The sequence below is a fragment of the Rhodococcus sp. NFXS4 genome, from assembly GCF_058139645.1.
The window spans coordinates 2,775,163-2,798,502 of the sequence record NZ_CP192221.1 but is presented as its reverse complement, the minus strand read 5'-3'; the positions used below and the strand labels follow the sequence as shown (position 1 = coordinate 2,798,502).

18 protein-coding genes are annotated in these 23,340 nt (G+C 68.7%); 11 read left to right on the top strand and 7 right to left on the bottom strand.

Annotation, left to right across the window (positions count from 1 at the left end):
* Positions 1-9: 9 nt before the first annotated feature.
* Positions 10-477, bottom strand: a complete 468-nt coding sequence (locus J4E04_RS13050) for a gamma-glutamylcyclotransferase family protein (RefSeq protein WP_027503702.1) — start codon at positions 475-477, stop codon at positions 10-12.
* A 161-nt stretch (positions 478-638) separates the two neighbouring features.
* Here J4E04_RS13050 and J4E04_RS13045 point away from each other — a divergent pair, with 161 nt between their 5' ends.
* From J4E04_RS13045 to J4E04_RS13035, 3 genes are all read left to right on the top strand, one after another.
* Positions 639-2,042 (top strand): NAD(P)H-quinone dehydrogenase, encoded by a 1,404-nt coding sequence (locus tag J4E04_RS13045; RefSeq protein ID WP_027503701.1) that lies wholly within the window; start codon positions 639-641, stop codon positions 2,040-2,042.
* 175 nt (positions 2,043-2,217) lie between these two features.
* Positions 2,218-3,405, top strand: coding sequence for an aminotransferase-like domain-containing protein (locus tag J4E04_RS13040; RefSeq protein WP_490148750.1), 1,188 nt, complete (start codon positions 2,218-2,220; stop codon positions 3,403-3,405).
* A 46-nt stretch (positions 3,406-3,451) separates the two neighbouring features.
* Positions 3,452-4,420: a GGDEF domain-containing protein gene (locus tag J4E04_RS13035; RefSeq protein WP_490148749.1), complete on the top strand. Its 969-nt coding sequence runs from the start codon at positions 3,452-3,454 to the stop codon at positions 4,418-4,420.
* A gap of 5 nt (positions 4,421-4,425) precedes the next feature.
* On the opposite strand, the gene J4E04_RS13030 is transcribed toward J4E04_RS13035, so the two are convergent.
* Positions 4,426-4,641, bottom strand: coding sequence for a hypervirulence associated TUDOR domain-containing protein (locus J4E04_RS13030; protein WP_222627182.1), 216 nt, complete (start codon positions 4,639-4,641; stop codon positions 4,426-4,428).
* Between the two features lie 184 nt (positions 4,642-4,825).
* Between J4E04_RS13030 and J4E04_RS13025 the strand changes: the two genes are divergently transcribed.
* From J4E04_RS13025 to J4E04_RS13005, 5 genes are read left to right on the top strand one after another with little or no spacing between them, the layout of a single operon-like run.
* Complete coding sequence (locus J4E04_RS13025; RefSeq protein ID WP_490148748.1) at positions 4,826-6,409, top strand: serine hydrolase; 1,584 nt, start codon at positions 4,826-4,828, stop codon at positions 6,407-6,409.
* Entirely contained in the window at positions 6,406-7,713 is a 1,308-nt protein-coding gene (locus J4E04_RS13020; protein WP_490148747.1) for a serine hydrolase domain-containing protein, read from the top strand. Before J4E04_RS13025 ends, J4E04_RS13020 begins: the two co-directional genes overlap by 4 nt.
* Before the next feature lie 36 nt (positions 7,714-7,749).
* Positions 7,750-8,403, top strand: a complete 654-nt coding sequence (locus J4E04_RS13015) for a PadR family transcriptional regulator (protein WP_490148746.1) — start codon at positions 7,750-7,752, stop codon at positions 8,401-8,403.
* Between the two features lie 54 nt (positions 8,404-8,457).
* Positions 8,458-10,785, top strand: a complete 2,328-nt coding sequence (locus J4E04_RS13010) for a molybdopterin oxidoreductase family protein (RefSeq protein ID WP_490148745.1) — start codon at positions 8,458-8,460, stop codon at positions 10,783-10,785.
* The gene (locus J4E04_RS13005; RefSeq protein ID WP_490148744.1) at positions 10,782-11,249 is read left to right on the top strand and encodes a hypothetical protein; all 468 of its coding nucleotides are present in this window, start codon (positions 10,782-10,784) and stop codon (positions 11,247-11,249) included. Before J4E04_RS13010 ends, J4E04_RS13005 begins: the two co-directional genes overlap by 4 nt.
* On the opposite strand, the gene J4E04_RS13000 is transcribed toward J4E04_RS13005, so the two are convergent.
* From J4E04_RS13000 to J4E04_RS12990, 3 genes are all read right to left on the bottom strand, one after another.
* A complete protein-coding gene (locus tag J4E04_RS13000) occupies positions 11,238-12,032 on the bottom strand; it encodes a DNA-formamidopyrimidine glycosylase family protein (protein ID WP_490148743.1) in 795 nt (264 codons plus the stop codon). The genes J4E04_RS13005 and J4E04_RS13000 overlap by 12 nt on opposite strands.
* 3 nt (positions 12,033-12,035) lie before the next feature.
* Complete coding sequence (locus J4E04_RS12995) at positions 12,036-16,595, bottom strand: ATP-dependent helicase (RefSeq protein ID WP_490148742.1); 4,560 nt, start codon at positions 16,593-16,595, stop codon at positions 12,036-12,038.
* Between the two features lie 136 nt (positions 16,596-16,731).
* Entirely contained in the window at positions 16,732-17,334 is a 603-nt protein-coding gene (locus tag J4E04_RS12990) for a hypothetical protein (protein WP_082544656.1), read from the bottom strand.
* A gap of 71 nt (positions 17,335-17,405) precedes the next feature.
* Between J4E04_RS12990 and J4E04_RS12985 the strand changes: the two genes are divergently transcribed.
* From J4E04_RS12985 to J4E04_RS12975, 3 genes are all read left to right on the top strand, one after another.
* Positions 17,406-18,560 (top strand): NAD(P)H-binding protein, encoded by a 1,155-nt coding sequence (locus tag J4E04_RS12985; RefSeq protein ID WP_490148741.1) that lies wholly within the window; start codon positions 17,406-17,408, stop codon positions 18,558-18,560.
* 69 nt (positions 18,561-18,629) lie between these two features.
* Positions 18,630-19,340, top strand: a complete 711-nt coding sequence (locus tag J4E04_RS12980; protein WP_056447710.1) for a CPBP family intramembrane glutamic endopeptidase — start codon at positions 18,630-18,632, stop codon at positions 19,338-19,340.
* Positions 19,341-19,374: 34 nt separating this feature from the next.
* The gene (locus J4E04_RS12975; RefSeq protein ID WP_027503691.1) at positions 19,375-19,839 is read left to right on the top strand and encodes an Lrp/AsnC family transcriptional regulator; all 465 of its coding nucleotides are present in this window, start codon (positions 19,375-19,377) and stop codon (positions 19,837-19,839) included.
* On the opposite strand, the gene J4E04_RS12970 is transcribed toward J4E04_RS12975, so the two are convergent.
* Together J4E04_RS12970 and J4E04_RS12965 are read right to left on the bottom strand one after the other, a co-directional pair.
* The gene (locus tag J4E04_RS12970) at positions 19,827-22,529 is read right to left on the bottom strand and encodes a molybdopterin-dependent oxidoreductase (protein WP_490148740.1); all 2,703 of its coding nucleotides are present in this window, start codon (positions 22,527-22,529) and stop codon (positions 19,827-19,829) included. The genes J4E04_RS12975 and J4E04_RS12970 overlap by 13 nt on opposite strands.
* Positions 22,526-23,338: an FAD binding domain-containing protein gene (locus J4E04_RS12965; RefSeq protein ID WP_490148739.1), complete on the bottom strand. Its 813-nt coding sequence runs from the start codon at positions 23,336-23,338 to the stop codon at positions 22,526-22,528. The genes J4E04_RS12970 and J4E04_RS12965 overlap by 4 nt, the downstream gene beginning before the upstream one ends.
* Positions 23,339-23,340 lie beyond the last annotated feature (2 nt).

The following is a 23,340-nucleotide window of genomic DNA, read 5'->3' as shown; positions in this document are numbered from 1 at the left end:
GCCCGAGGATCAGAGCGACGAGGTCCCGGGGCCGACGTTGCGGCTGTTGCGGGTGCGCAGGTCGCGCACGTAGTCGGCCGGGGCGCCGGCGATCTCCGCGGCCTCGGCCATGACGCCGAGATAGCGCGCCGAGGGCAGCCCACCCTCGTAGGCGTCGAGCACGTAGAGCCACGCCAGGACGGGTTCGTCGTCCGTCTCGACGCGGAGGCGGATCTTGCGGTGGATGCCGAGCTCGGAACCCTCCCACCGGTCGAGGCTCTCCTCGTCCTCCGGTGAGACGTCGTAGAGCACGACGAACACCTTCGAGTCGGGGTCCTCCACGACGGTCGCGAGCGCGCCCTCCCAGCCGATGTCGCCGCCGCCGAAGGTCAGACGCCACCCCGGCAACCACCCGGTTCCGGCCGCAGGGGAGTGGGGGCACCGCTCGAGCATCTGCTCGGGGTGCATGTTGGAGCCGTAAGCGGCATAGATCGGCACGGCGGTCAGCCTAAACCGTCGTACCCGATTCGCGCGGATCGAGGTGCCCACCGATATGGGCTCGGCCTGACGTGCAGCCGCGGCACCCCGTGGAATAGGTTTGATGCTGTGAGCAACCCTCACTCGCCAGGACTCTCCCGAAAACCCGCAACGGAGGACGAATGACCCGCATCGTGATCATCGGAGGCGGACCGGCCGGATACGAGGCCGCTCTGGTCGCCTCCCAGCACGGCGGGACGGTGACGCTCATCGACTCCGACGGAGTGGGCGGCGCCTGCGTCCTCTGGGACTGTGTTCCGTCCAAGACCTTCATCGCCTCGACCGGCATCCGCACCGACATGCGTCGCGCGTCCGACCTCGGTATCGAGCTCGACCCGACCTCGGCCACCATCGACCTGCCGCAGATCCACAACCGCGTGAAATCCCTTGCGCAGGCTCAATCCTCCGATATCCGCGCCCGTCTGCAGACGGTCGGCGTGACCGTGCTGTCCGGAACGGCGAAGGTGGTGGACACGCAGCCCGGCCTGGCCGCCCACCAGGTGGAGGCCACCCTGGCGGACGGGTCGACGCAGGAGATCGACGCCGAGGTCGTGCTCATCGCGACCGGTGCGAGCCCGCGCATCCTGCCCGGTGCCGAGCCCGACGGTGAGCGCATTCTGACCTGGCGTCAGCTCTACGACCTCGACTCCCTGCCCACCCACCTCATCGTGGTCGGGTCCGGCGTGACCGGAGCCGAGTTCGTCTCCGCGTACACCGAGATGGGCGTCAAGGTCACCGTCGTGTCCAGTCGCGACCGCGTCCTTCCCGGTGAGGACGCCGACGCGGCACTCGTGCTCGAGGACGTCCTGTCCGAGCGTGGTGTCACGTTGATCAAGAACGCACGCGCGGACTCGGTGACCCGCACCGCCGACGGCATAGTCGTGACGATGTCCGACGGCAAGACCGTCGAGGGTTCGCATGCGCTGATGACGGTCGGCTCCGTCCCGAACACGCAGAACCTCGGCCTCGAGAGCGTCGGCATCGAGCTCGACCGCGGCGGTTACCTTCGCGTGGACCGGGTCTCGCGTACCCGCGTGCCCGGCATCTACGCGGCGGGCGACTGCACGGGCCTGCTGCCACTGGCCTCCGTCGCCGCCATGCAGGGCCGCATCGCGATGTACCACGCGCTGGGCGAGGGCGTCAGCCCCATCAAGCTCAAGACGGTCGCCTCCGCCGTGTTCACGCGACCCGAGATCGCCACGGTGGGTGTCGGCCAGTCCGCCATCGACAACGGGGACGTCCCAGCGCGCACGGTCATGCTGCCGCTGAACACGAACCCCCGCGCCAAGATGTCCGGCCTGCGTCGCGGCTTCGTCAAGATCTTCTGCCGTCCCGCGACGGGTGTGGTCATCGGCGGAGTGGTCGTCGCTCCCACCGCGTCCGAGCTGATTCTCCCCATCGCCATCGCTGTGCAGAACAACCTGACGGTGAACGATCTCGCCGCCACCTTCTCGGTCTACCCGTCTCTCACCGGATCGATCACCGAGGCGGCGCGTCAGCTCATGCGCCACGACGATCTGGACTGACACCCTCGCTCGACTGTATCCCACACTGTGAGACAGTGGTTCCACTGTGTGAGTCACCGCGCTACGCTACGAGAACGGTGCCCCATCCGCGGCACCGTTCTCGTCACGACCGACTCCGAGCCCACCCCGGTGAGCGCGCCGCGACGCCTCGTGTCCCACGATGCTCGGAGAATCCATGTCGTCCTCTGTTCTGCCACCTCTGTCCGTCCGCGCCTCGGCGATCACCGGATCGGCGATTCGTGACCTGCTCACGCTGACCGCGCGGCCTGACATTCTGTCCCTCGCGGGGGGTCTGCCCTCGTCGGACGTCATGCCGCACAGCGTCATTCGCGAGGTCACGCATCGAATTCTGAGCGGCGACACCGCGGCCCTGCAGTACGCGGAGACCACGGGGGTGCGGCGGCTCCGAGACGTCATCGCGGCGCGGGAGTCGGCGCTCGTCCGGGACGAGGTGCCGTCCACCTCGGTGGTGGTGACGCACGGCTCCCAGCAGGCGCTCAGCCTGCTCGCGTCCGTGCTGGTCGATCCCGGCGACGTGGTCGTGGTCGATCGACCGGTGTATCCCGGTGCGCTGCAAGCGTTCCAGGCCGTCGGTGCCCGTATCGAGTCGGTCCCGGTCGATGCGGACGGCACCGACACCGATGCCCTCGAGCGACTGCTCGAGTCAGGAGTGCGCCCTCGCGCCGTGCACACCGTCAGCAACTTCCACAATCCTCGCGGGGGAGTGCTGTCGGTCGGGCGTCGCCGCGCCCTCGTCGACCTCGCGGAACGGTACGGCTTCTGGGTCGTCGACGACGATCCCTACGGCGACGTGTGGTTCGACGCACCCCCGCCGGGCCCCATCGCGTCCGATCGGGTGATCCGTCTGGGCTCGGCGTCCAAGATCCTGGCACCGTCCCTGCGCGTCGGGTGGCTCACCGCGCCCCGACCGGTGTGCGACGCCGTGGAGCGGATCAAGCAGAGCGCCGATCTGTGCGGGTCGTCGTTGACGCAGCTGGTCGCGGCGGACCTGCTCGCGGACGAGACGTGGCTGCGACAGCACCTGGACGACGTGCGTGCGGTCTACTCGGCACGGGCGGAGGTGTTGGTCGGAGCACTACGCAGCGAACTCGGTTCGGCGATCGAGGTCGATGCGGCCCGCGGCGGGATGTTCCTGTGGGTGCAGTTCACCGACGGCACGGACACGTCGGCGCTGCTGCCGGCAGCGCTGGACCGCGGCGTCGCGTACGTTCCCGGTCGCGCCTTCGATCCGGCCGATGGCGACGAACTCGGTACCGCGTTGCGCGTCTGCTTCGCGACGTCGACCGAGGCCGAGCTGCAGGAGGCCGTGCGACGCCTGGCCGCGGCGCACGACGCGCGGTAGCCCTCTCCGGTTTTCCGACTCCCGCCGAACCTGGCATCGTGTCGGCATGCGGTCCGTCGACGGCGTCCAGCCACCTGGTGTTCGGCACGGAACCGCCCAACTCCGCACCCGCCTGCTGCGCCAGTATCTGGCCGTCACGACATCGCTGTATGCAGTGGGAGTGACCGTCTCGCTGCTTCCGCACGGCGACCGGGTGACGTCACCGGTGGCGGGCGGCGTGGTGGCCGTCGTCGTCGGGGTGGCGGCGCTGCTCGTCCTGGCGGTCCGGCCGCGCGGACGCGTCGCTCTCGGTATCGCCGTGGGCGCAGCCATGATCGCGACGCCCGCTGTCATGGTCTTCCATGTGCTCACCGCATCGCAGTTCATGTGCCTGATCGCGGTGATGTTCCTGGCCATGTACATCCGCGCCTTCCACGACCGGACGGTCGCTCAGGTCCTGGTGATCGTGCTCGTGGTGGCGGTCTCCGGGGCTGCCGCCGCGTCCCCCGCCCAGCTGTATCCCATCAGCTACCTGGTCTTCGTGGTCGCGATCGTCGGAGCGGCCGAGGCGTTCGGATCGGTGACCAGGGCGCTCATCGACGCGTCCCACACGGACCCGCTCACCGGCGTACGGAACCGGGCGGGATGGGAGATGGCCGTCACCGCGGTGACGACGTCGTCGATCACCGTCGTCGCGCTGGACGTCGACGGCTTCAAAGCCATCAACGACACATCTGGTCATCCCGCGGGCGACCGATTGTTGATCTCACTTGCCCGCTCGTGGTCCGATCTGGCGCCACCGGGGACGGTGATCGCGAGACTGGGCGGCGACGAGTTCGCGGCACTCGTACACGGGGCGTCGCCGACCGTGAGCCGTGCCTTCGTCGATGCGACCGCCGCTGCCTTCCCCCACGTCAGCGTCGGGTGCGCGTCGTCCGCGTTCCCCGGCGAGCCGGCGTCGGACGTTCTCGCACGCGCCGACACCGACCTCTACCAGGTGGAACGGAGGAGAGCCGGCGTCGACGAGCAGGCGTGAGTGGGTCAGTCCTTGGGATCGAGCGCGGAGGGCTTGTGCACCGCGTCCTTGCCGGACTTGTCACTCTCCACTCGGTACTGCGGGTCGTCCTTCGACGCCTTGACCGTGCGCCCACCGGCTTCGGTCTCGGAGGTGATCTTCTCGACCACCTCGCCTTCGGTCGTGGTGCCGTGCGTCTTCCACTCGACCTTGTCGCCCTTGGTGAATTCGTCCTTCGACATGTGTCGTGTCCTTCCGTCGCGATGCGGGGCTGATACCCGGATAGTGCCGCCGGTACACCCGGCTTCTGCCGATGGTGCAAGTTGCATGGTGCACAGTGCGGTATCGGCGTAGGGTCTCGAACCGATCGGTCTCCAGCCCATGTTCGTGGGACGGGGACTCGGCACGTCGAACGGGGAAGACGAGATGGCCGCGAGAATTGCTGCGACGGTACTGACGCTGGCCTTGGTGGCAGCGGGATGCAGCTCGGAGGAGGCGTCGCCGGAGCCACTCGCGGACAGCCCGCCGGCCGTCCCAGCCGCCCAGATCGACCGCGCGGACGTCGACGCGGCCGTCGGCGATCTCGACGGGTACGTCGAGGCGATGATGGCGCGGACCGGGACGCCGGGAGTCGCAGCTGCCGTCGTGTACCAGGACGAGGTGCTGTACTCGCGGGGTTTCGGTGTCCGGAAGGTCGGCACCGACGAGCCCGTCGACACCCACACCCGGTTCCAGCTCGCGTCGGTGTCGAAGCCGGTCGCGTCCAGTGTCATCGCTGCCTCGGTCGGGGACGGAGCCGTCGACTGGGCCGATCCCGTGCGGCGGTACGAGCCGGAGTTCGCGGTGGCGGATCCGTACGTGAGCGAGCACGCGACGTTCGTCGATCTGCTCTCGCACCGATCGGGTCTGCCCGATCACGCTGGTGACGTGCTCGAGGACTTCGGTTACGACTACGACGACATCATGGGCCGACTCGACCAGCTCCCGCTGGGATCGTTCCGGGACAGCTACGCGTACACGAACTTCGGGTTCACCGCCGCCGGCAACGCCGCGGCGAAGGCGCAGGGCACCGACTGGCCTGAACTGTCTCGTCGTCGCATCTACGAGCCCCTCGGCATGGCCGACACCTCGTCGCGATTCGAGGACTGGGCGAACTCGCCCAACCATGCGGTGAACCACGTGCTCGCCGAGGGTTCGACCACCGAATGGGAAGCGAAGTACGTCCGCGAGCCCGACAACCAGTCACCTGCCGGCGGAGCGAGTTCGTCCGTCGACGACATGACGAAGTGGATCCGCACGGAACTCGGCGGGGGTGAGTTCGAGGGGCGTCGCATCGTCGACGCGGACGCACTGCAGTACACGCACACCTCGCACTCCCTGTCGGGCGCGTCCGGGACGGAGGGCGCGCGAGACTCGTTCTACGGGTTGGGATTCAATGTGGGCACGGACGACAAGGGGCGCGTCGAGCTGTCGCATTCCGGAGCGTTCGCCCTCGGGGCGAGCACCACCGTGTTCATGTTGCCGAGTGAACAGCTGGGCATCGTCGTCCTGTCCAACTCGGCACCGGTCGGGGGCTCGGAAACTGTTGCCGCGCAGTTCATGGACCAGGTGAGGAACGGTCGGCAGACCGTCGATTGGGCACCGTTGATCGCCGGGATCTTCGACGGGATCGCAGAGGAGGAGGCGTCGCCGATCGACTACGCGACACCGCCGGCCTCGGTGACCCCTGCTCGTCCCGCGACCGAGTACGTCGGAACGTTCGACAGCCCGTTCCACGGTCCGGCTCGGGTCTCGGCGGACGGTGATCGGCTCACGCTCACCGTCGGAAAAGACGGCCGGCTGACGTACCCCCTGACCCACTACGACGGTGACACCTACTGGTTCGAGACGTCCGGCGAGAACGCGGTCGGACCGACAGGAGTCACGTTCGAGATCGTGAACGGTGCTCCCGCCTCGTTCGCGGTCGAATACCTCGACAAGCAGGGACTCGGAAGGTTCACACGCTCATGACTGTTCGCACTGTCTCCCGTTCCGTCGGTATCGCGACGGCCTCTGCCTTGATCTTCGTCGCGGGTTGCTCGTCCGGCAGCGGTGAGGCGCCGGCACCGGTCACGTCGTCAGCGACCGAATCGGCTCTCCTGCCACTCGATCCCGCAGCTCTCGACGCGATGGTCGAGGACGTCGCCACGACGTCGCGGGAGATCGGCATGGTCGTGCTGATCACCACGCCGGACGGTGAGTACGTCAAGACCTGGGGTTCGGTGGCGGCCGATCGGTCGGAGGCCCCGACGCTCGACACCAAGGTGCGGATCGGGTCGAACACGAAGACGTGGACGGGCACGGTCATCCTGCAGATGGTCCAGGAGGGGTTGCTGTCCGTCGACGATCCGGTGAGCAAGTTCCGACCCGATGTGCCGAACGGCGATGCCATCACGATCGGGCAATTGCTCGACATGCGCAGTGGGCTCTACAGCTACACCCAGACCGTGGAGCTCAACGAGGCACTCGACACCGATCCCGGCCGCGTGTGGACCGCCGAGGAGCTTGTCGCACTGGGGCTGAGCAACCCGCCAAACTTCCCACCGGGAGAGGGCTACAGCTACTCGAACACCAACACGGTGCTGCTCGGACTGATCGCCGAGAAGCTCGACGGCAAGCCCATCGACCGGATTTTTCAGGACAGGCTCTTCGGTCCGCTGGCGCTGGCGGGGACGTCGTATCCCGCCACCACCGACACGAGCATTCCGGCGCCGTTCACCCGCGGGTACAGCTACAGCGGCAACGTCGAGACGCTCGGGGAGGGTAAGGAAGCGCTGTCTCCGGAGCGGATCGCTGCGATCGACGCCGGCTCGGTCCAGCCGAAGGACACCACGAACGACAACCCGTCGTGGACGAGCTCGGCCGGCCAGGGCATCTCGACGGCGAACGATCTGGCCACGTGGGTCCGGGCGCTGGTCAAGGGCGACCTGCTCGACGCGGACACCCAGACGTTGCGGATGGACAGTGTGCAGCCGACCGACCCCGACAACCCGTCCTCTGCCGGGTACGGCTACGGGCTCGCGCAGATGGGACCGATGTTCGGCCACATCGGCGAGATGCCCGGGTACAACTCCTTCATGGGGTACGACCCGGACAACGACATGACCATGGTGGTCTGGGCGAACATGGCGCCCGGGACGGACGGGAGTGCGCCGGCGGCGGCGCTGGCCGGGTCGCTGGCGAAAGCCCTGTACCCGCAGCAGTCCGGGCCGTCATCCGGCGCCGAGGACACAGCCGACGACATCGACGAGGTGGCGGAGGACACCGGCAAGTAGGCTCGCTACCGGGGGAGAAATCCAGAGGTGGAACCGGTGGCTCAGGGCGACCTCACCACGACGTCGTACGTCGTGCTCGGCATGTTGGTGTCGCGGGACCTCACCGCGTACGACATCTCGGAACTGTTCGGTCGTGGTGTCGGCGAACTGTGGCCTCGGGCGGGACGGCAGCATTACAACGCGCCGAAGAAGTTGCTCGAGCGTGGGCTCGTGACAGCGAGGGCCGATGCGGTGGGCGCGCGTCCCCGCACCGTCTACTCGATCACCGACGAGGGGCGCGCAGCCCTGACGGCATGGTTGGCGGAGAAGTCTCGCCCGTCGGCTCTCGAGTTCGAGGGCATGATGCGGGTGCTGTTCGCCGAGCAGGGTTCCATCGAGGACCTGCGCGGCAACCTACGGACGATGCGGGAACAGGCCGACGCCACCCGCCGACTCTTCGGGCGGCACGCCGTCACGCTGCGAGACACCACCGTCGCGACGTTTCCCGAGCGTCAGCACCTGATGGCTCTCGCCAATCGCTTCATGGTCGGACACTTCTCGCACATCGTCGAGTGGAGCGACTGGGCGCTGGCGGAGATCGAGGACTGGCCGGACACCACGTCTCCGGCCACCTCGCACCGGGATCGGACCGAGATGATGCTCGACACCTCGGCGCGACTGGGCGCACCGGAGGTGCACGAGGAGTTGTGAGCCGGTATCCCCGGCGAGGCGGTTCACAGCCCGTCGTGTGGGTAGGCGGTGCGGATGAGCGACGACCGCATCGCGAATCCGTGGGGTGAGCGCACCCCGTATGCCGCAGGCGACCAGTGGCCCCGGCGGGTGGACCAGCAGTTCGCGGACGGTGTCGACGCCTCCGACGTGGAGAAGTGGGTGCCGTCCGCCTCGATCCTGCACAGCAACGGCGACGCGATGGACATCGCGGTACGGGACGGCCGGATCGTCGGGGTGCGGGGTCGCGGTGACGATCGAGTGAACCGTGGCCGCCTCGGACCGAAGGACCTGTTCGGATGGCAGGCCAACGCGTCGCCGGACCGGTTGACGCGCCCGCTCGTACGAGTGAACGGCGCACTGGTGGAGTCGGACTGGGATACCGCGATGAGCAGGGTCGTGGACACGAGTCGGCGATTGCTGCAGGACCACGGGCCGCGGTCGATCGGTTTCTACACCAGCGGTCAGTTGTTCTCGGAGGAGTACTACACGCTCGGAGCCATCGCGCACGGGGCCATCGGCACCAATCACGTCGACGGCAATACTCGGCTCTGCACGGCGACCGCCGCGGAGGCGCTCAAGGAGTCGTTCGGCAGCGACGGCCAGCCCGGCAGCTACGAGGACGTCGATCACGCCGACGTGATCGCCCTCTTCGGCCACAACGTCGCCGCGACACAGACGGTGCTGTGGTCGCGCATGCTCGACCGCCTCGCGGGAACCGACCCGCCCCGGCTGCTGTGCGTCGACCCGAGGACGACGGAGGTCGCCCGAGCCGCCACGGTGCATCTCGCTCCCGTGCCGGGCACCAACGTCGCGCTCATGAACGCGTTGCTGCACCACATCGTCGACCGTGACCTGGTCGACCACGACTACGTGGACGCCCATTCGGTGGGATATGACGACCTGTGCACCGGTGTCCGGGAGTACACCCCGGAACGCGCGGCGCAGATCTGCGGTGTCGACGCCGACGACATCCGCCGCGGAGCAGAGCTGCTGGGGTCCGCGACCGGACTGCTGTCGACGGTGCTGCAGGGCTTCTATCAGTCACACCAGGCCACCGCCGCGGCCGTGCAGGTGAACAACCTCCACATCGTGCGAGGAATGCTCGGTCGACCGGGCTGCGGGGTGCTGCAGATGAACGGCCAACCGACTGCGGAGAACACGCGCGAGTGCGGTGCCGACGGCGATCTCGCAGGATTCCGTAACTGGTCGAACGACGACCACGTCGCCGACCTGTCCGCGCTGTGGAACCTCGACATGCACAGCATCCCGCACTATTCGCCGCCCACCCACGCGATGCAGATCTTCCGCTACGCGGAACAGGGGTCGATCCGGATGTTGTGGATCAGCGCGACGAATCCTGCTGTGTCCCTTCCGGAACTGCGGCGCATCCGTTCCATCCTCGGGCAGGAACGGCTCTTCGTCGTCGTCCAGGATCTCTACCGCACCGAGACGACAGACCTTGCCGACGTGGTGCTCCCTGCCGCGACGTGGGGTGAGAAGACCGGAACGTTCACCAATGCCGATCGGACAGTACATATCTCGGACAAGGCCGTCGAACCGCCCGGAGAGGCGCGCGCCGATCTCGACATCTTCCTCGACTACGCCCGGCGCATGGATTTTCGGGATCGGGACGGCGCTCCCTTCCCTCAGTGGCACGATCCTGCGTCGGCGTTCGAGGCGTGGAAGCGCTGCAGCGCGGGCCGCCCGTGCGACTACACGGGCATCACGTACGACATGTTGCGGGAGCACGGTGGAATCCAGTGGCCGTGCACGGAATCGGCGCCGTCGGGTACTGCGAGGCTCTACACCGACGGGCAGTTCTTCGCGCATCCCGACTACTGCGAGAGCTACGGCAAGGACCTGGTGACCGGGGCGCCGACGGACCCGTCGCAGTATCGAGCGACCAATCCGGACGGCAAGGCGATGATCAAGGCTGCGCCGTTCGTTCCGCCGCACGAGCCACCGAGTACGGACTATCCGTTCGCGCTCATCACCGGCCGAACGGTGTACCACTTCCACACGCGCACCAAGACCGGACGAGTACCTCGTTTGCAGGGCGCGGCACCGGACGTGTGGGTCGAGATGTGCGCGGCGGATGCCGACCGGCTGGACGTCCACGAGGGCGAATGGGTTCGCATCTGCTCCCCGCGCGGGTTCGTCCGGACACGAGTGAGAGTCACGGACAGCCGGGAAGGCGTGCTGTTCGTTCCGTTCCACTACGGCTACTGGGACCGTGACGATGCGGACGTCGACAAGCACGACCGGGCCGCGAACGAGATGACGATCACGGACTGGGATCCGGTGTCGAAGCAACCGCTGTTCAAGACCTCGGCCGCGCGCGTGGAGAAGGAGACGTCATGACGCTCGGGCTCGCGATCAGGGAACTGCACCGCTCCGAATCGTTGCTGGCACGGGCGCTGGCCGCGCTGGCCGAGAACCACGTGTCGGAGACGGAAGTTCATCACGTCGCGCTCGATGTGCGGCAGTGGTCGGTGGATCATGCCGAGCGCCTTCGCGCGGCCGGGCGTGCGCGGGGAGAACGCCTGTGGCGGTGGCCCCATGTCGTCGACCCGAGGCCGGCCCTGGTTCGCGCGACGACGCGGCGTGATCCCGCGCTGGTGTTGCTGGCCGATCTGCGGCGGCTGCACCGCGATGCGGCCGGGGTGTCGCTGGACTGGGAGTTGCTCGCTCAGGGTGCACAGGCAGTGCGAGACGTGGAATTGGTCGACCTGTGTCGACGCTGCCATCCACAGACGCTTCGGCAGATGCAGTGGACCAACGGAATGCTGAAAACTCTGTCACCGCAGGCGTTGTCAGCCAGGTGAGGGAACGACTTCAGGTTGGCACCTCGGGCACCAGTAGATCTGCCGCTCCTCGAGGGGGTTGTCCCCGAGAAGCCCCTCGCGAATGCGCGTTCCGCAGCGACGACACGGCTTGTTCTCCCGGCCGTAGACCCAGAAGTGCCGGCCCGCACGGAGATCACCGGTGAAGGTGCGCGCGTTGCGGTTCTTGTTGGCCGTGATGGTGCGGTGGGACAGGTCGATCATCTTGGCCAGATTCCCCGCCTCGGCGACGGGAGTGTGGGGATCGACGCCGCGCAGGAACAGGATCTCGTTGCGATAGACGTTCCCGAGACCGGCGATGACGCGCTGGTCGAGCAGGGCGAGGCCGATGGGTCGGTCGGGTTCCGCTTCCAGATTGGCGAGGGCCACTACCGGATCCCACAGGGGCCCGAGCAGATCCGGACCGAGGTATCCCACGGCCTCCTCGACGGTATCGAGTATCTCGACGACACCGAGTTCGAATCCGACCGCCACCCGGTCAGTCGTCCCGAGCACGATGCGCGCTTGGTAGGCGGGCCGCCGCCACGGTGTGTCCGGCTGATAGACGTGCCACGCACCCTCCATCTTCAGGTGCGAGTGGATGACCTTGCCGCCGACCTCGATGACGAGGTGCTTTCCCGCCGACAGAACCGATTCCACTGTCTCGCCGGTGAAGTCGACCGTGGCGTAGCGCGGCACGCGCACATCACATGTGGTGAGAACCTTGCCGTCGAGTGCGTCGCGCAGACTGTTGGCCGTGCGCCAGACGGTGTCGCCTTCGGGCATGGATCAGGCCCTGATCCGCAGGCCACGCGGCGTCGCCGAGAAGCCCGCCTCGGTGAGGATCGTCGCGAAGACGGAGCCGTGGATGTCGCTCCCGTCGGTGCGTTCGATCACCAACTTGTCCACAGAGCGGGTGGTGACCAGCGCGGCGAGCGCCGACGCCGCGGTGACAAGCACGTCGCGCTCCTCGGTGAAGGTGAGCACCGTCTTGCCGCCCCGCTCGACGTAGAGCACGAGTTCGCCGTCCACCATGACGACGAGAGCGCCGGCCTTGCGCCCGGGGCGGTGGCCCGACGCTGCATCCACGGGACTCTTCGGCCAGGGCAGCGCCGCGCCGTACGGATTGGCGGGGTCGGTGGCGGCGAGGGCCACGGCCCCGACGGGCCGTTCGGACTCGCTGCGCAGTCGGTCGACGACGTCCGAGGTGGAGAACTGGGCGCCGCCGAGCGAGTCGACGAAGTACCCGCGTCGCGCGCGGCCGCTGTCCTCGAAGCCGGTCAGGACTTTGTAGACCCCGCCGAAGCCGCCGGGGACGCCCTCGTTCATGACGGAACCGCGGGTCACGACGCCGTACCGCTCGAGCAGGATGTCCGAGGTGGCATGTGCCCGGATGGTGGGGTCGGACTCCGCCTCCGGGAGCAGTGCCCACCGGCCACCCGCGGAGGGCGGGCCCGTGCGAGTCGGGAGGGACGGTCGCGCGAAACGTTGGTAGGACCGTGCTCGCGGTGAGCGCCGCGCCGGGCGGTGGCTCGGCGCGGAACGGGTGGTGCCGTGCAGCAGAGCGCGCAGCGGGGCGAACGTGTCGTTGGTGAGGTGCCCGGTCCACACCAGATCCCACAGTGCTGCAACCAGAGTCGTGTCGTCGGCCGGGGCGCCGGACTCGGTCTGGTGCAGCTGCCCGACGGTGTCGGACAGCTGTCGGAAGAAGTACGCGCCGCCGCCCGAGAGCACCTGCAGCACGGTCTGCTGCAAGTCCGTCAGTTCATCGTCCTTCGCAGGCGGCAGCGTCACCGGTGCGGCGTCGGCGGGATGAAGGCAGATCCACCCATCTTTCGAGGAGATCGCGCCGTGGCCGGACCACACGACTTCGCCGGTAGCGGTCAACTCGTCGAGCATCGCGGGGGAGTAGTCCCGGACACGCTGGGGCAGGATCAGCGACTCCCAGGCCGATGCCGGAGCCGGGACACCGGCGAGCTGGTCGATGACCGTCGCCACACCGTCGAGTCCGCGAAGGGTGCCGCCGACGTGCTGCCAGCGCGGCAGGAAGCGGCCGAGGACACCGGTGGACACGGGTTCGACGTCCTGGCGTGCGGCGGCAAGCGAACGCCGGCGGAGCCTGCGCAGTACCTCGGCGTCACACCACTCACTGCCGGAACCGCCGGGCCGGAATTCGCCTTCCACCACGCGCTTCTGGGCGACGAGGCGCAGCAGAACGTCGCGGGCGACCGCCGACCCGATGCCGAAGCGGCCGGCGACGTCCGCGACCGAGAACGGACCGTGCGTGCGCGCGTAGCGGCTCACGAGATCGCCGAGCGGATCCTCGACGGGCTCGATGAACGCCGCCGGGGTGCCGATGGGCAACGGAACACCCAGCGCGTCACGGAGTCTGCTGGCGTCCTCGATGGCGACCCACCACTGCGACCCGGCGAACGAGACCTCGAGGGCGCGGCGCGCCGCGGTGAGCTCGCCCGCCCACTGCGCTGCGGAGCCGGGCGACTCGATGCGTGCCTCGACCTCCGCCGTCGTGAGCGGGCCGAGCAGGCGCAGCAGGTCTGCCACGCCCTCCGCGTCGCGGGCCTTGCGGTCGTCGACGAGGCGCTGCAGTTCGAGCTCGGTGTCGGTGACGACGTCGCCGTCGAGCAGGTCGCGCAGTTCGACGCGTCCGAGCAGCTCCGCCAGCAGCGAGGCGTCGAGAGACAGTGCGGCAGCGCGACGTTCGGCCAGCGGAGAGTCGCCCTCGTACATGAACTGGCCGACGTAGCTGAAGAGCAACGACGTGGCGAACGGTGACGGCGAGTCGGTCTCGACGTCGACGATGCGGATCTGGCGGCGCGCGATGCGGACGCACAGGTCTTCCAGTGCCGGCAGGTCGTAGACGTCCTGCAGGCACTCGCGCACCGTCTCGAGCAGGATGGGGAACGTGGGGTACTTCTTGGCCACGTCGAGAAGCTGCGCGGCGCGTTGACGCTGCTGCCAGAGCGGCGCTCGCTTTCCGGGGTTGCGGCGGGGGAGAAGCAGTGCGCGCGCGGCACATTCACGGAACCGCGATGCGAAGAGCGCGGAGCCACCGACCTGCTCGGTGACGATGTCGGTGATCTCGTCCTTCTCGAAGACGAACAGTTCGGGTCCCGGCGGCTCGTCGTCGGTGTCCGGGAGCCGCACGATGATGCCGTCGTCCGATGCCGTCGGTTGAGAGTCGATGCCGTACCGCTCGATGAGGCGGGCACCGATGGCGAGGGCCCACGGTGCGTGCACCTGCTGGCCGTAGGGGGAGTGCAGCACCAGGCGCCAGTCGCCCAGTTCGTCGCGGAACCGTTCGACGACCAACGTGCGATCGGTGGGCATGTGGCCCGTCGCCGTGCGCTGCTCGGTGAGCAGCGCGGACAGGTTGTTCACCGCGTTGACGTCGAGCCCACTCTCCTGCAGTCGGCCGCGCAGGGCGTCGTCGTCCGACGACTCGCGCAGGAACGCGCCCAGTGCCTCGCCGAGTTCGGCCGGGCGGCCGAGGCCGTCACCGTGCCAGAACGGAAGCCGGCCGGGCTGCCCGTAGGCCGGGCTGACGAGAACCCGGTCGTGCGTGATCTCCTCGATGCGCCAACTGGTGGCACCGAGGGCGAAGACGTCTCCGACGCGGGATTCGTAGACCATCTCCTCGTCGAGTTCACCGACGCGGCTGGCCTTCTCGCCGACCATGAAGACGCCGAAGAGTCCGCGGTCGGGAATGGCGCCGCCGGAGGTGACCGCCAGACGCTGGGCGCCGGGGCGACCGGTCAGCGACCCACCGTCGCGGTCCCACACCAAACGTGGTCGCAGCTCGGCGAACTCGTCCGACGGGTACTTTCCCGACAGCAGGTCCAGCGTGGACTCGTAGGCGGACCGGGGCAGCGACCCGAAATTGCCGGTGCGCCTGACCATGTCGAACCACTCGTCGGCGTCGATGGGTTCGAGGGCGCACGCCGCCACGGTGTGCTGGGCCAGGATGTCGAGGGGATTGGCCGGCACCTTCAGAGCCTCGATGTGCCCGTCTGTCATTCGCTGCACGGTGACAGCGCAGTGGATCAGGTCGGTGCGGTGCTTCGGGAACAGCACGCCGCGGGAGATCTCGCCGACCTGGTGGCCGGCGCGACCGACACGCTGCAGACCACTGGCCACGGACGGCGGCGCCTCGACCTGCACCACCAGATCGACTGCGCCCATGTCGATACCGAGTTCGAGGCTGCTGGTGGCCACGACGCAGCGGAGGCGGCCGGACTTGAGATCGTCCTCGATGAGCGCGCGCTGATCCTTGCTCACGCTGCCGTGGTGCGCCCGGGCCAGCAGCGGCTCGGCACCGTGGACGACGTCGCCGGACGCGCCGATCTGGGAGGGCGGTGCGTGATCCACGGGGGCGCCGTCACCGAGGCGTTCGGCGTAGATCTCGTTGAGGCGGGCGGTGAGTCGCTCCGAGAGCCGTCGGGAGTTGGCGAAGACGATGGACGACCGATGCTCCAGGACGAGGTCGACGATCTGCGCTTCGACATGCGGCCAGATGGACCCCTGCTGCGGGGCGGCCGACGCGGACCCCTCCTGCGGCTCGGTGGTGCCGAGTTCCGTCATGTCCTCCACCGGAACGCGCACCGAGAGGTCGAACGTCTTCGGTGACGGCGGGCACACGATGCTGATGGGTGCGGACCCGGTGAGGAAGCGTCCCACCTCCTCGTGCGGACGGACGGTGGCGGAGAGCCCGATGCGCTGAGCGGGCTTGTCCAACCTCGCGTCGAGACGCTCCAGCGACAGCGCCAGGTGCGCGCCGCGCTTGGTGCCGGCGACGGCATGCACCTCGTCGACGATGACGGTGTCGACGCGCTCGAGTGACTCTCGCGCTGCAGACGTCAGCATCAGGAACAACGACTCGGGTGTCGTGATGAGGATGTCCGGCGGCGTCTTGAGCATCAGACGACGATCGGCGGGGCTGGTGTCGCCGGAGCGCACGCCCACCGAGATCTCCGGCGGCGCGACGCCCTGCAGCTTGGCCGTCTGCGTGATGCCGACCAGGGGAGCGCGCAGGTTGCGCTCGACGTCCACCGCGAGCGCCTTCAGCGGCGAGACGTACAGCACGCGGGTGCCGGGTGCCGTGTCCTCGGGATCACGGCTGACCAGCTTGTCCAGCGCCCACAGGAACGCGGACAGGGTCTTGCCGGAGCCGGTCGGGGCGACGACGAGGGTGTGCGCGCCGCTCGAGATGGAGTCCCACGCGCCGAGCTGAGCGGCGGTGGGCGCGGGGAAGGCGCCGTCGAACCACGCCCGCGTCGGAGCCGTGAACCGCGCGAGCACGTCCTCGGGCGACGGAGCGGTGGGGTTCTTCACCTCTCCATAGTGCACGGACCCACCGACACGGTCGCCGGATGAGCGTCCCCACCCCTGCGAGTACGTCGATAAGGTCGCTGAGAAGGCCGGGATCACAGCACTCTGGACGTACTCGCGAGGTGTGGCGGCGCGACGATCAGTCGTGCAGGCGTTCCTCGCCGCGATTGCGGAAGAACTTGAACCCCGGGATTCCGATGACGGCCTTGCGCACGTCCTTGGTCACCTCGAGCAGTTCGTGGATCTCGGGGGAGACCGTGTCGAGCGTCGCGAGGATCGGCATGATGCCCTCCATCCGCTGCACCAGCTCCGGCAGCTGGTCCACGAGCTTCACCGCCGCCTCCACCTCGGCCTCGGAGAAGTTGTCCACGAAGGTGCGGCCCAGCGGGATCGCGCGCGCGGTGATGGGTTCGAGCTCGGAGATCATCGCCAGCGCCTTGGACGAGGCGGACTCCGCTCCGACGATGACGCCCTGCGCGTCCTCGGTGGTGGCCGAGACCTTGCCGATGACCGTCTGGGCCTGGTCGGTGATGCGCTCGATCGCGGCGATGACCTCGTCGACACGAACGAACAGGTCGTCGATCCGCCGGGGCAGCTGAGCGACGAACGCGACGGTGTCGAGCGACCAGAGAACGGTCCCGCGGGCGAGTCCGAGCATGTTGCCGAGTGACGGTACGGGCAGCCGGACGGTACGCACCGACAGATCGTTGTCGGGTGCTCGGTGTCGATCCACGTCGGCCATGAGCACAGTCTGCACGGTGACGCCCCTCACGCGGCGGTATGCGAGCGCACCGCACCCGTAATGTCGAGAACATGACTGCTTTCGTGACCGGGGCCAGCGGCTACATCGGTTCTCGCCTCGTCGACGCGCTCGTGTCGGCCGACGAGAGCGTCGTCGTGGGCTCGCGCACGCCGGAGAGGCTGACCGCCTTCGACTGGCACGACGACGTGCGGGCGGTGCGACTCGATGTGACCGACGCCGACTCGTGCGCCGAGGCGCTGTCCGCGGAGGACATCGACGTCGCGTACTACCTGGTGCACGCCATCGGGGAATCCGGCTACCGGGCAACCGACCTCGCGTCCGCGCGGCACTTCGCCGAGGCGGCACGCGCCGCGGGTGTCCGCCGCATCGTCTACCTCGGTGGCTTCGTCCCCGAGGGCGAGAAGCTGTCCGAGCACCTCGCGAGCCGCGCCGAGGTGGGCGAGGCGCTCACGATCGACGGCATCGAGGTGGTGTGGCTGCGCGCCGCCATCGTCATCGGCGCCGGATCGACGTCCTTCGAGATGATTCGGTACCTTGCCGACCGACTCCCGGTGTTGCCGCTCCCGAGCTGGTTGAGCAAGCCGGTTCAGCCGATCGCCGTCGACGACGTCGTGCACTATCTCCTCGCGTGCGCGTCACCCGACGTGCCCGCCGACGCGTACGACATCGCGGGCCCCGAGATCCTTCCGTACAAGGACCTCGTCTTCGCCTACGTCCGAGCCGCCGAGCTGCATCGTCTGGGTGTGCCCACCCCGGGCATCCCGACCAAGCTCGCGGCTCTCGTGATCGGCCGACTGATCCCGGTTCCCGGACTGCTCGCCGACGACCTGGTGCAGTCTCTCGTGAACTCGATGACCGCCTCGGAGAACCGCATCTCGGAGTTCGTCCCCGAGCCCGAGGGCGGTCTCACCGACGTCGACGACGCCATGCGCCGAAGCCTGCTCGGCGCGAGCGCCACCCGCGGCCTGGCCACGACGCCCGACTCGCTGCGCCTGGTGTCCTCGGACGCGGAGTGGACCGGCGGCGACGTCCGCAGCATTCGCCGCCGCGGCGCCGAACTGCTGAGCGAGGACGGGTGGAAGCTCGCCGAGGCGCTCGGCATCGGCGCGGTGCTCTACTCGTGGCCCGTCGCTCCGGTCGTCCGGACCAATCTGGACGTGGTTGCCGCGGTCTCGTCCCGGGTACGGTCTGTTCTGAAGTTCTAGTCGGTCTCTCGTTCACAGACCGCAAGTTCCGACACGACCGACAGGTTCGACGAGCCGGAGGAGTACTTCATGGTGTCCTGGCAGATGAGGGCCGAATCCATCGTGCGCAACGCGCTGGTGGACAAGGTCGACCGCGACCATCACGAGACCGATCGCGCCTTCCTACGGCGGCGCATCATCGTGGCGGTCGTGCTCGTCGTGGGCGCGACGCTGCTGGGAGTGTCGCTGTCGACCGAGCCCGGCGACCCCATGTTCTACACGCTGACCATCGCGCTGGCATTGGTGTGGATCGTCGGCGGGTTCCTGTCCGGGCCACTGCACCTCGGTCGCATCAACTTCCGCGGGACCCTGCGGCGGCCGATCATCACGCCGATCGCGATCGGTCTGGCCGCAGGTGGCGTGTTCATCCTCGGCGCACTCGTCGTGCGGGAGATCCCGCCGCTGCGGGACTTCACGGCCAACGTCCTCGATCACGCGCGCGTCGGACCGCTCGCGCTTATCGTCTTCATCACGTTGTTCAACGGGGTCGCCGAGGAGATCTTCTTCCGCGGCGCTCTGTTCTCGGCCATCGGCGTGAAGCGGCCGGTCGTCATCTCGACGATCGTCTACACCATTGCCACTCTGGCCACGGGCAACCCGATGCTCGGCTTCGCCGCCATCACCCTCGGTTTCGTGCTCGGACTCGAACGCCGGGCGTCCGGCGGCATTCTCGCGCCGATCCTGACGCACGTCGCGTGGTCGACGGTCATGGTCTTCGCCATGCCACCTCTGTTCGCCTGACGCTGCCCGATCGGGACGTGGCAGGGTAGCGCCCATGACCGGTGCACGAGGCAAGTCCGTCCGCTCGGACGATCTGGACGCCACCGATCGCGTGCTGGTGGAGGAACTGATCACCGACGGCCGCGCGACTCTCGCTCACCTCGCGGAGCGGGCGGGCCTCTCGGTCTCGGCCGTGCAGTCACGAGTGCGCAGGCTCGAGTCGTCCGGGGTGATCCTCGGATACACCGCGCGCGTCGATCGGGAGGCCATCGGCCAGCCACTGTCGGCGTTCGTGGCCATCACCCCCTTGGATCCGACGGCGCCCGACGACGCGCCCGCGCGTCTGCGGCCGCTGCCCGAGGTGCAGGCGTGCCATTCCGTGGCGGGGGAGGACAGCTATGTGCTGCTGGTCCGCGTCGCGTCACCGCGGGATCTCGAGCGACTCCTGCAGCAGATCCGGACCACTGCCAACGTGCAGACCCGCAGTACCATCATTCTGCAGACCTTCTACGACTCCTGATCGCGCTGCAGCATTCTCCAGACGCGGTCCGCCGACATCGGCAGTGCGTGCGGCCGTACGCCGACGGCGTCCGTGACGGCATTGGCCAACGCCGGTGCGACGGGGTTGTACGGAGACTCGCTCATCGACTTGGCACCCAGCGGCCCGAGCGCGTCATAGGTGTCCGCGAACAACACTCGGGTCGTCGGAACGTCGGCGAGTTGCGGGATGTGGTAGTTCCGTAGCGACGCTGTGGTCACGTGCCCCGTCTCGTCGAGCCTCATCTCCTCGTAGAGCGCTGCGCCCAGCGCTTGCGCCACACCACCTTCCACTTGCCCACGGCACTGCACCGGATTCATCACCGTGCCGGCGTCGACGGCCTGCACGGAGTCCAGGATCGCGACGCGGCCGCTCCCGGGGTCGACCGCGACCCGAAACCCGTGGACGTTGAACACCACCGAGCGAGGCGATCCGCCGTGGTACCCGTCCGCCGCCAACGGTCCGTCGTGGGCCGCGACGATCTCGTCGAGGGAGCACAGTGCGCCGTCCACCGTGACGCCCTCCGGACCGAGCACGCCCTGCGTCGGCAGCGATCCGGTCAGGCTCGATGCGGCACCGATGATGCTCTCGCGCAACGACTCCGCGGCGAGTGCGACAGCCTTGCCGGCGACCACCGTGCCCGCCGACCCGAAGGCGCCCGTGTCGTGGGAGGTGACGTCGGTGTCCGACTGTGCGATCTCGATGCGGTCGACGGTCGTGTTCAGGATCGACGCCGCGATCTGACCGTGCACCGTCGTGGTGCCGTTACCGAACTCGGCGGTGCCGACGCGCACCAGGTAGCGCGCTCCGGGCAGAGCGGTGATCGACGCGTCGGAGACGTGGCCGCGCGGCGGCACGGTGGCATTCATGCCGATGGCCACGCCGACGCCCACCTGCCATCCGTCGGGCGCCGGCGATCCGGGCTCGGTGAGTGCCTCGTCCACGAGATCGAGGCACTGGTCGAGTCCGTAACTGCCGAACAGGAGGTCGCCGTCGAGGACGTGCGCGGCGACGAACGGATCACCCGGCACGACGACGTTGCGACGCCGGAACTCGATCGGATCGATGTGCAATCGGTGCGCCAACTCGTCGAGCGCCGACTCGACGGCGAAACCGGTCTGCCCGACGCCGTATCCGCGGAACGCGCCGGACGGAATCGTGTTCGTGTACACCGCTCTCGCCTCGACGCGCTTGGCCGCGCAGCGGTAGAGGGCGATCGAGTCGGTGGAATGGTGCAGCACACCGGGACTGTGGTTGCCGTAGGCGCCGGCATCGCTCAGCACGTCGAGGGTCAGCGCGGTGAGCGTGCCGTCGGCCGTGGCGGCTGCGGTGACCGACACCTCCATGGGATGCCGACAGGGCGCGACGGTGAACTGGTCGGCACGGGAGAACTCGAGCTGTACCGGTCGACGCACCGTCAGAGCGGCGAGCGTCACGAGATCCTCGGTGAGCATCTCCTGTTTGGCGCCGAACCCGCCACCGACCCGCGTCGTGAACACCCGAACGGTGTCGGGATCGAGGTCGAAGATGTGACACAGCTCGTCCCGTACGAGGAACGGGACCTGCGAGCTCGTGCGGACGGTCAGGCGCCCGTCCTCGGCGAACCAGGCGATCGCACCGTGCGTCTCGAGGTGAGTGTGCTGCACGCGGGCGGTGCGCCACGTTCCGGTCACCACGGCGTCTGCGGCCGCCAGGCCCGCCTCGACGTCGCCGGTCGTACCGCTCACCTCGGCCACGACGTTGCGTTCGACGTCCGCGATCCTGGCCTCGGGACCCTTGCCGGCGTGGACGATCGGGGCTCCCGGTGCGAGCGCGTCCGCGGGATGCAGCACGGCGGGCAGCACCTCGTACTCGACGACGAGGCGCCGTCTGCCCTCCTCCGCGGCGGCCACCGACTCGGCGATCACCGCCGCCACCCGCTGCCCGACGTAGCGGAGCTCGCGATCCAGAACGAGTGTGTCGTCGGGATCGTCGTCCCGTGACTCGTGGCGTGCGGTGGAGAAGGCGACGGGCGGCGCGTCCTCGTGGGTGAGCACCGCGACCACGCCCTCGACGGCCAGCGCGGCCGACGTGTCGATCGAGACGATGCGCGCACGGGCGTGGGGGCTCCCCAGCACCGACAGATGCAGTAGACCCGGCATCGCGACGTCGAGCGTGTAGGGCTCCGTTCCCGTGACGACGCGAGCGCTGGCCGGTGCGGCGACGGAGCGTCCGCACGCCGGTCCCTCGGTGGACTTCTCGATGGTGCGCACACCCGTGACCGCGTCGGTGATCGCCCGATACCCCGTGCAGCGACACAGGTTTCCCTTGAGCGAGGTGTCCAGATCCTCGGTCTGCTCGTCGGTGAGGGCGGCGGCGGTGACGATCATGCCGGCCGTGCAGAAACCGCACTGGAATCCGGCGGCGTCGACGAATCGCTGCTGCATCGGATGCAGGTCGTCCGGCGTGCCCAGCCCGGCCACCGTGGTGACCTCCCGACCTTCGGCGCGGTAGGCCGGAACGATGCACGACTGGACGGCGGCACCGTCCAGCAGCACCGAGCAGGCGCCGCAGTCGCCCGCGTCGCACCCCTTCTTCACCTCGAAGCGTCCGACGTCGCGCAGGGCCGTGCGCAGGCACTGGCCCGGTCGCGGGGACATCTCCACGGTCTCCCCGTTGACTCCCACTCTCATGACAGCTCCTCGCAGATCTGCTGTGCCAGCACGGCGCTCACGTGGCGTCGCCAGTCCGGTGCTCCGTGCACGTCGTCGTACCACTGGTCGGCGGGTATCGCGGCGTCCAGCAGCGCGGCCACGTCCTCGGCGTGCGGCACTGCCTCGAGTCGCAGCTGGTGTGGGCGGCACGTCGAAGCGGTGACGGTGAGGACGCACGATCCGTCGGCGTCCCGGCGACCGATCACGACGGCGCCGGAGCGCCCGCGAGGTGCCAAGGACATTCTGCGGCAGGCGAATCGGGAGCGCAGAACGGCGTCGTCGATCTCGATGCTGCGTATCACCTCGCCCGGTGCGAGCGACGTGCGCTGGGGTCCGGTGACCAGCGCCGCGACGGGCACGCGCCGTTCGTGACCGTCGGGGGTCCAGATCACCGCGACGCCGTCGAGCGCCGAACAGAGCGAGGTCATGGATCCCGCGGGAAGTCCGAGGGCGATGTTCCCACCGACCGTGGCGAACTGCTGCACCTTGAACGACGCGAGCAACGCGTCGGAGCAGAGGGCCACCAGCGACTCGAGGTCCGGCCACCGCGGCGGCCACGACATCCGACGCAGCGTGTCCACGGTGCACGTCGCGGCGATCTCCAGCCCCTCACCGACGACGACGGGTTCCCAGCCGAGGTCCGTCAGATCGACCAGTCGGTGCACCCCCACCTGCGGTTCCGAGAAGACCCACGTCCCACCTGCCACCACGGCGGTGCCGCCGTCGATGACCGAGAGATCGCCCCGCGTACGAGCCCGGACGACCTCGCGCACGGTGTTCAGGTCCACGG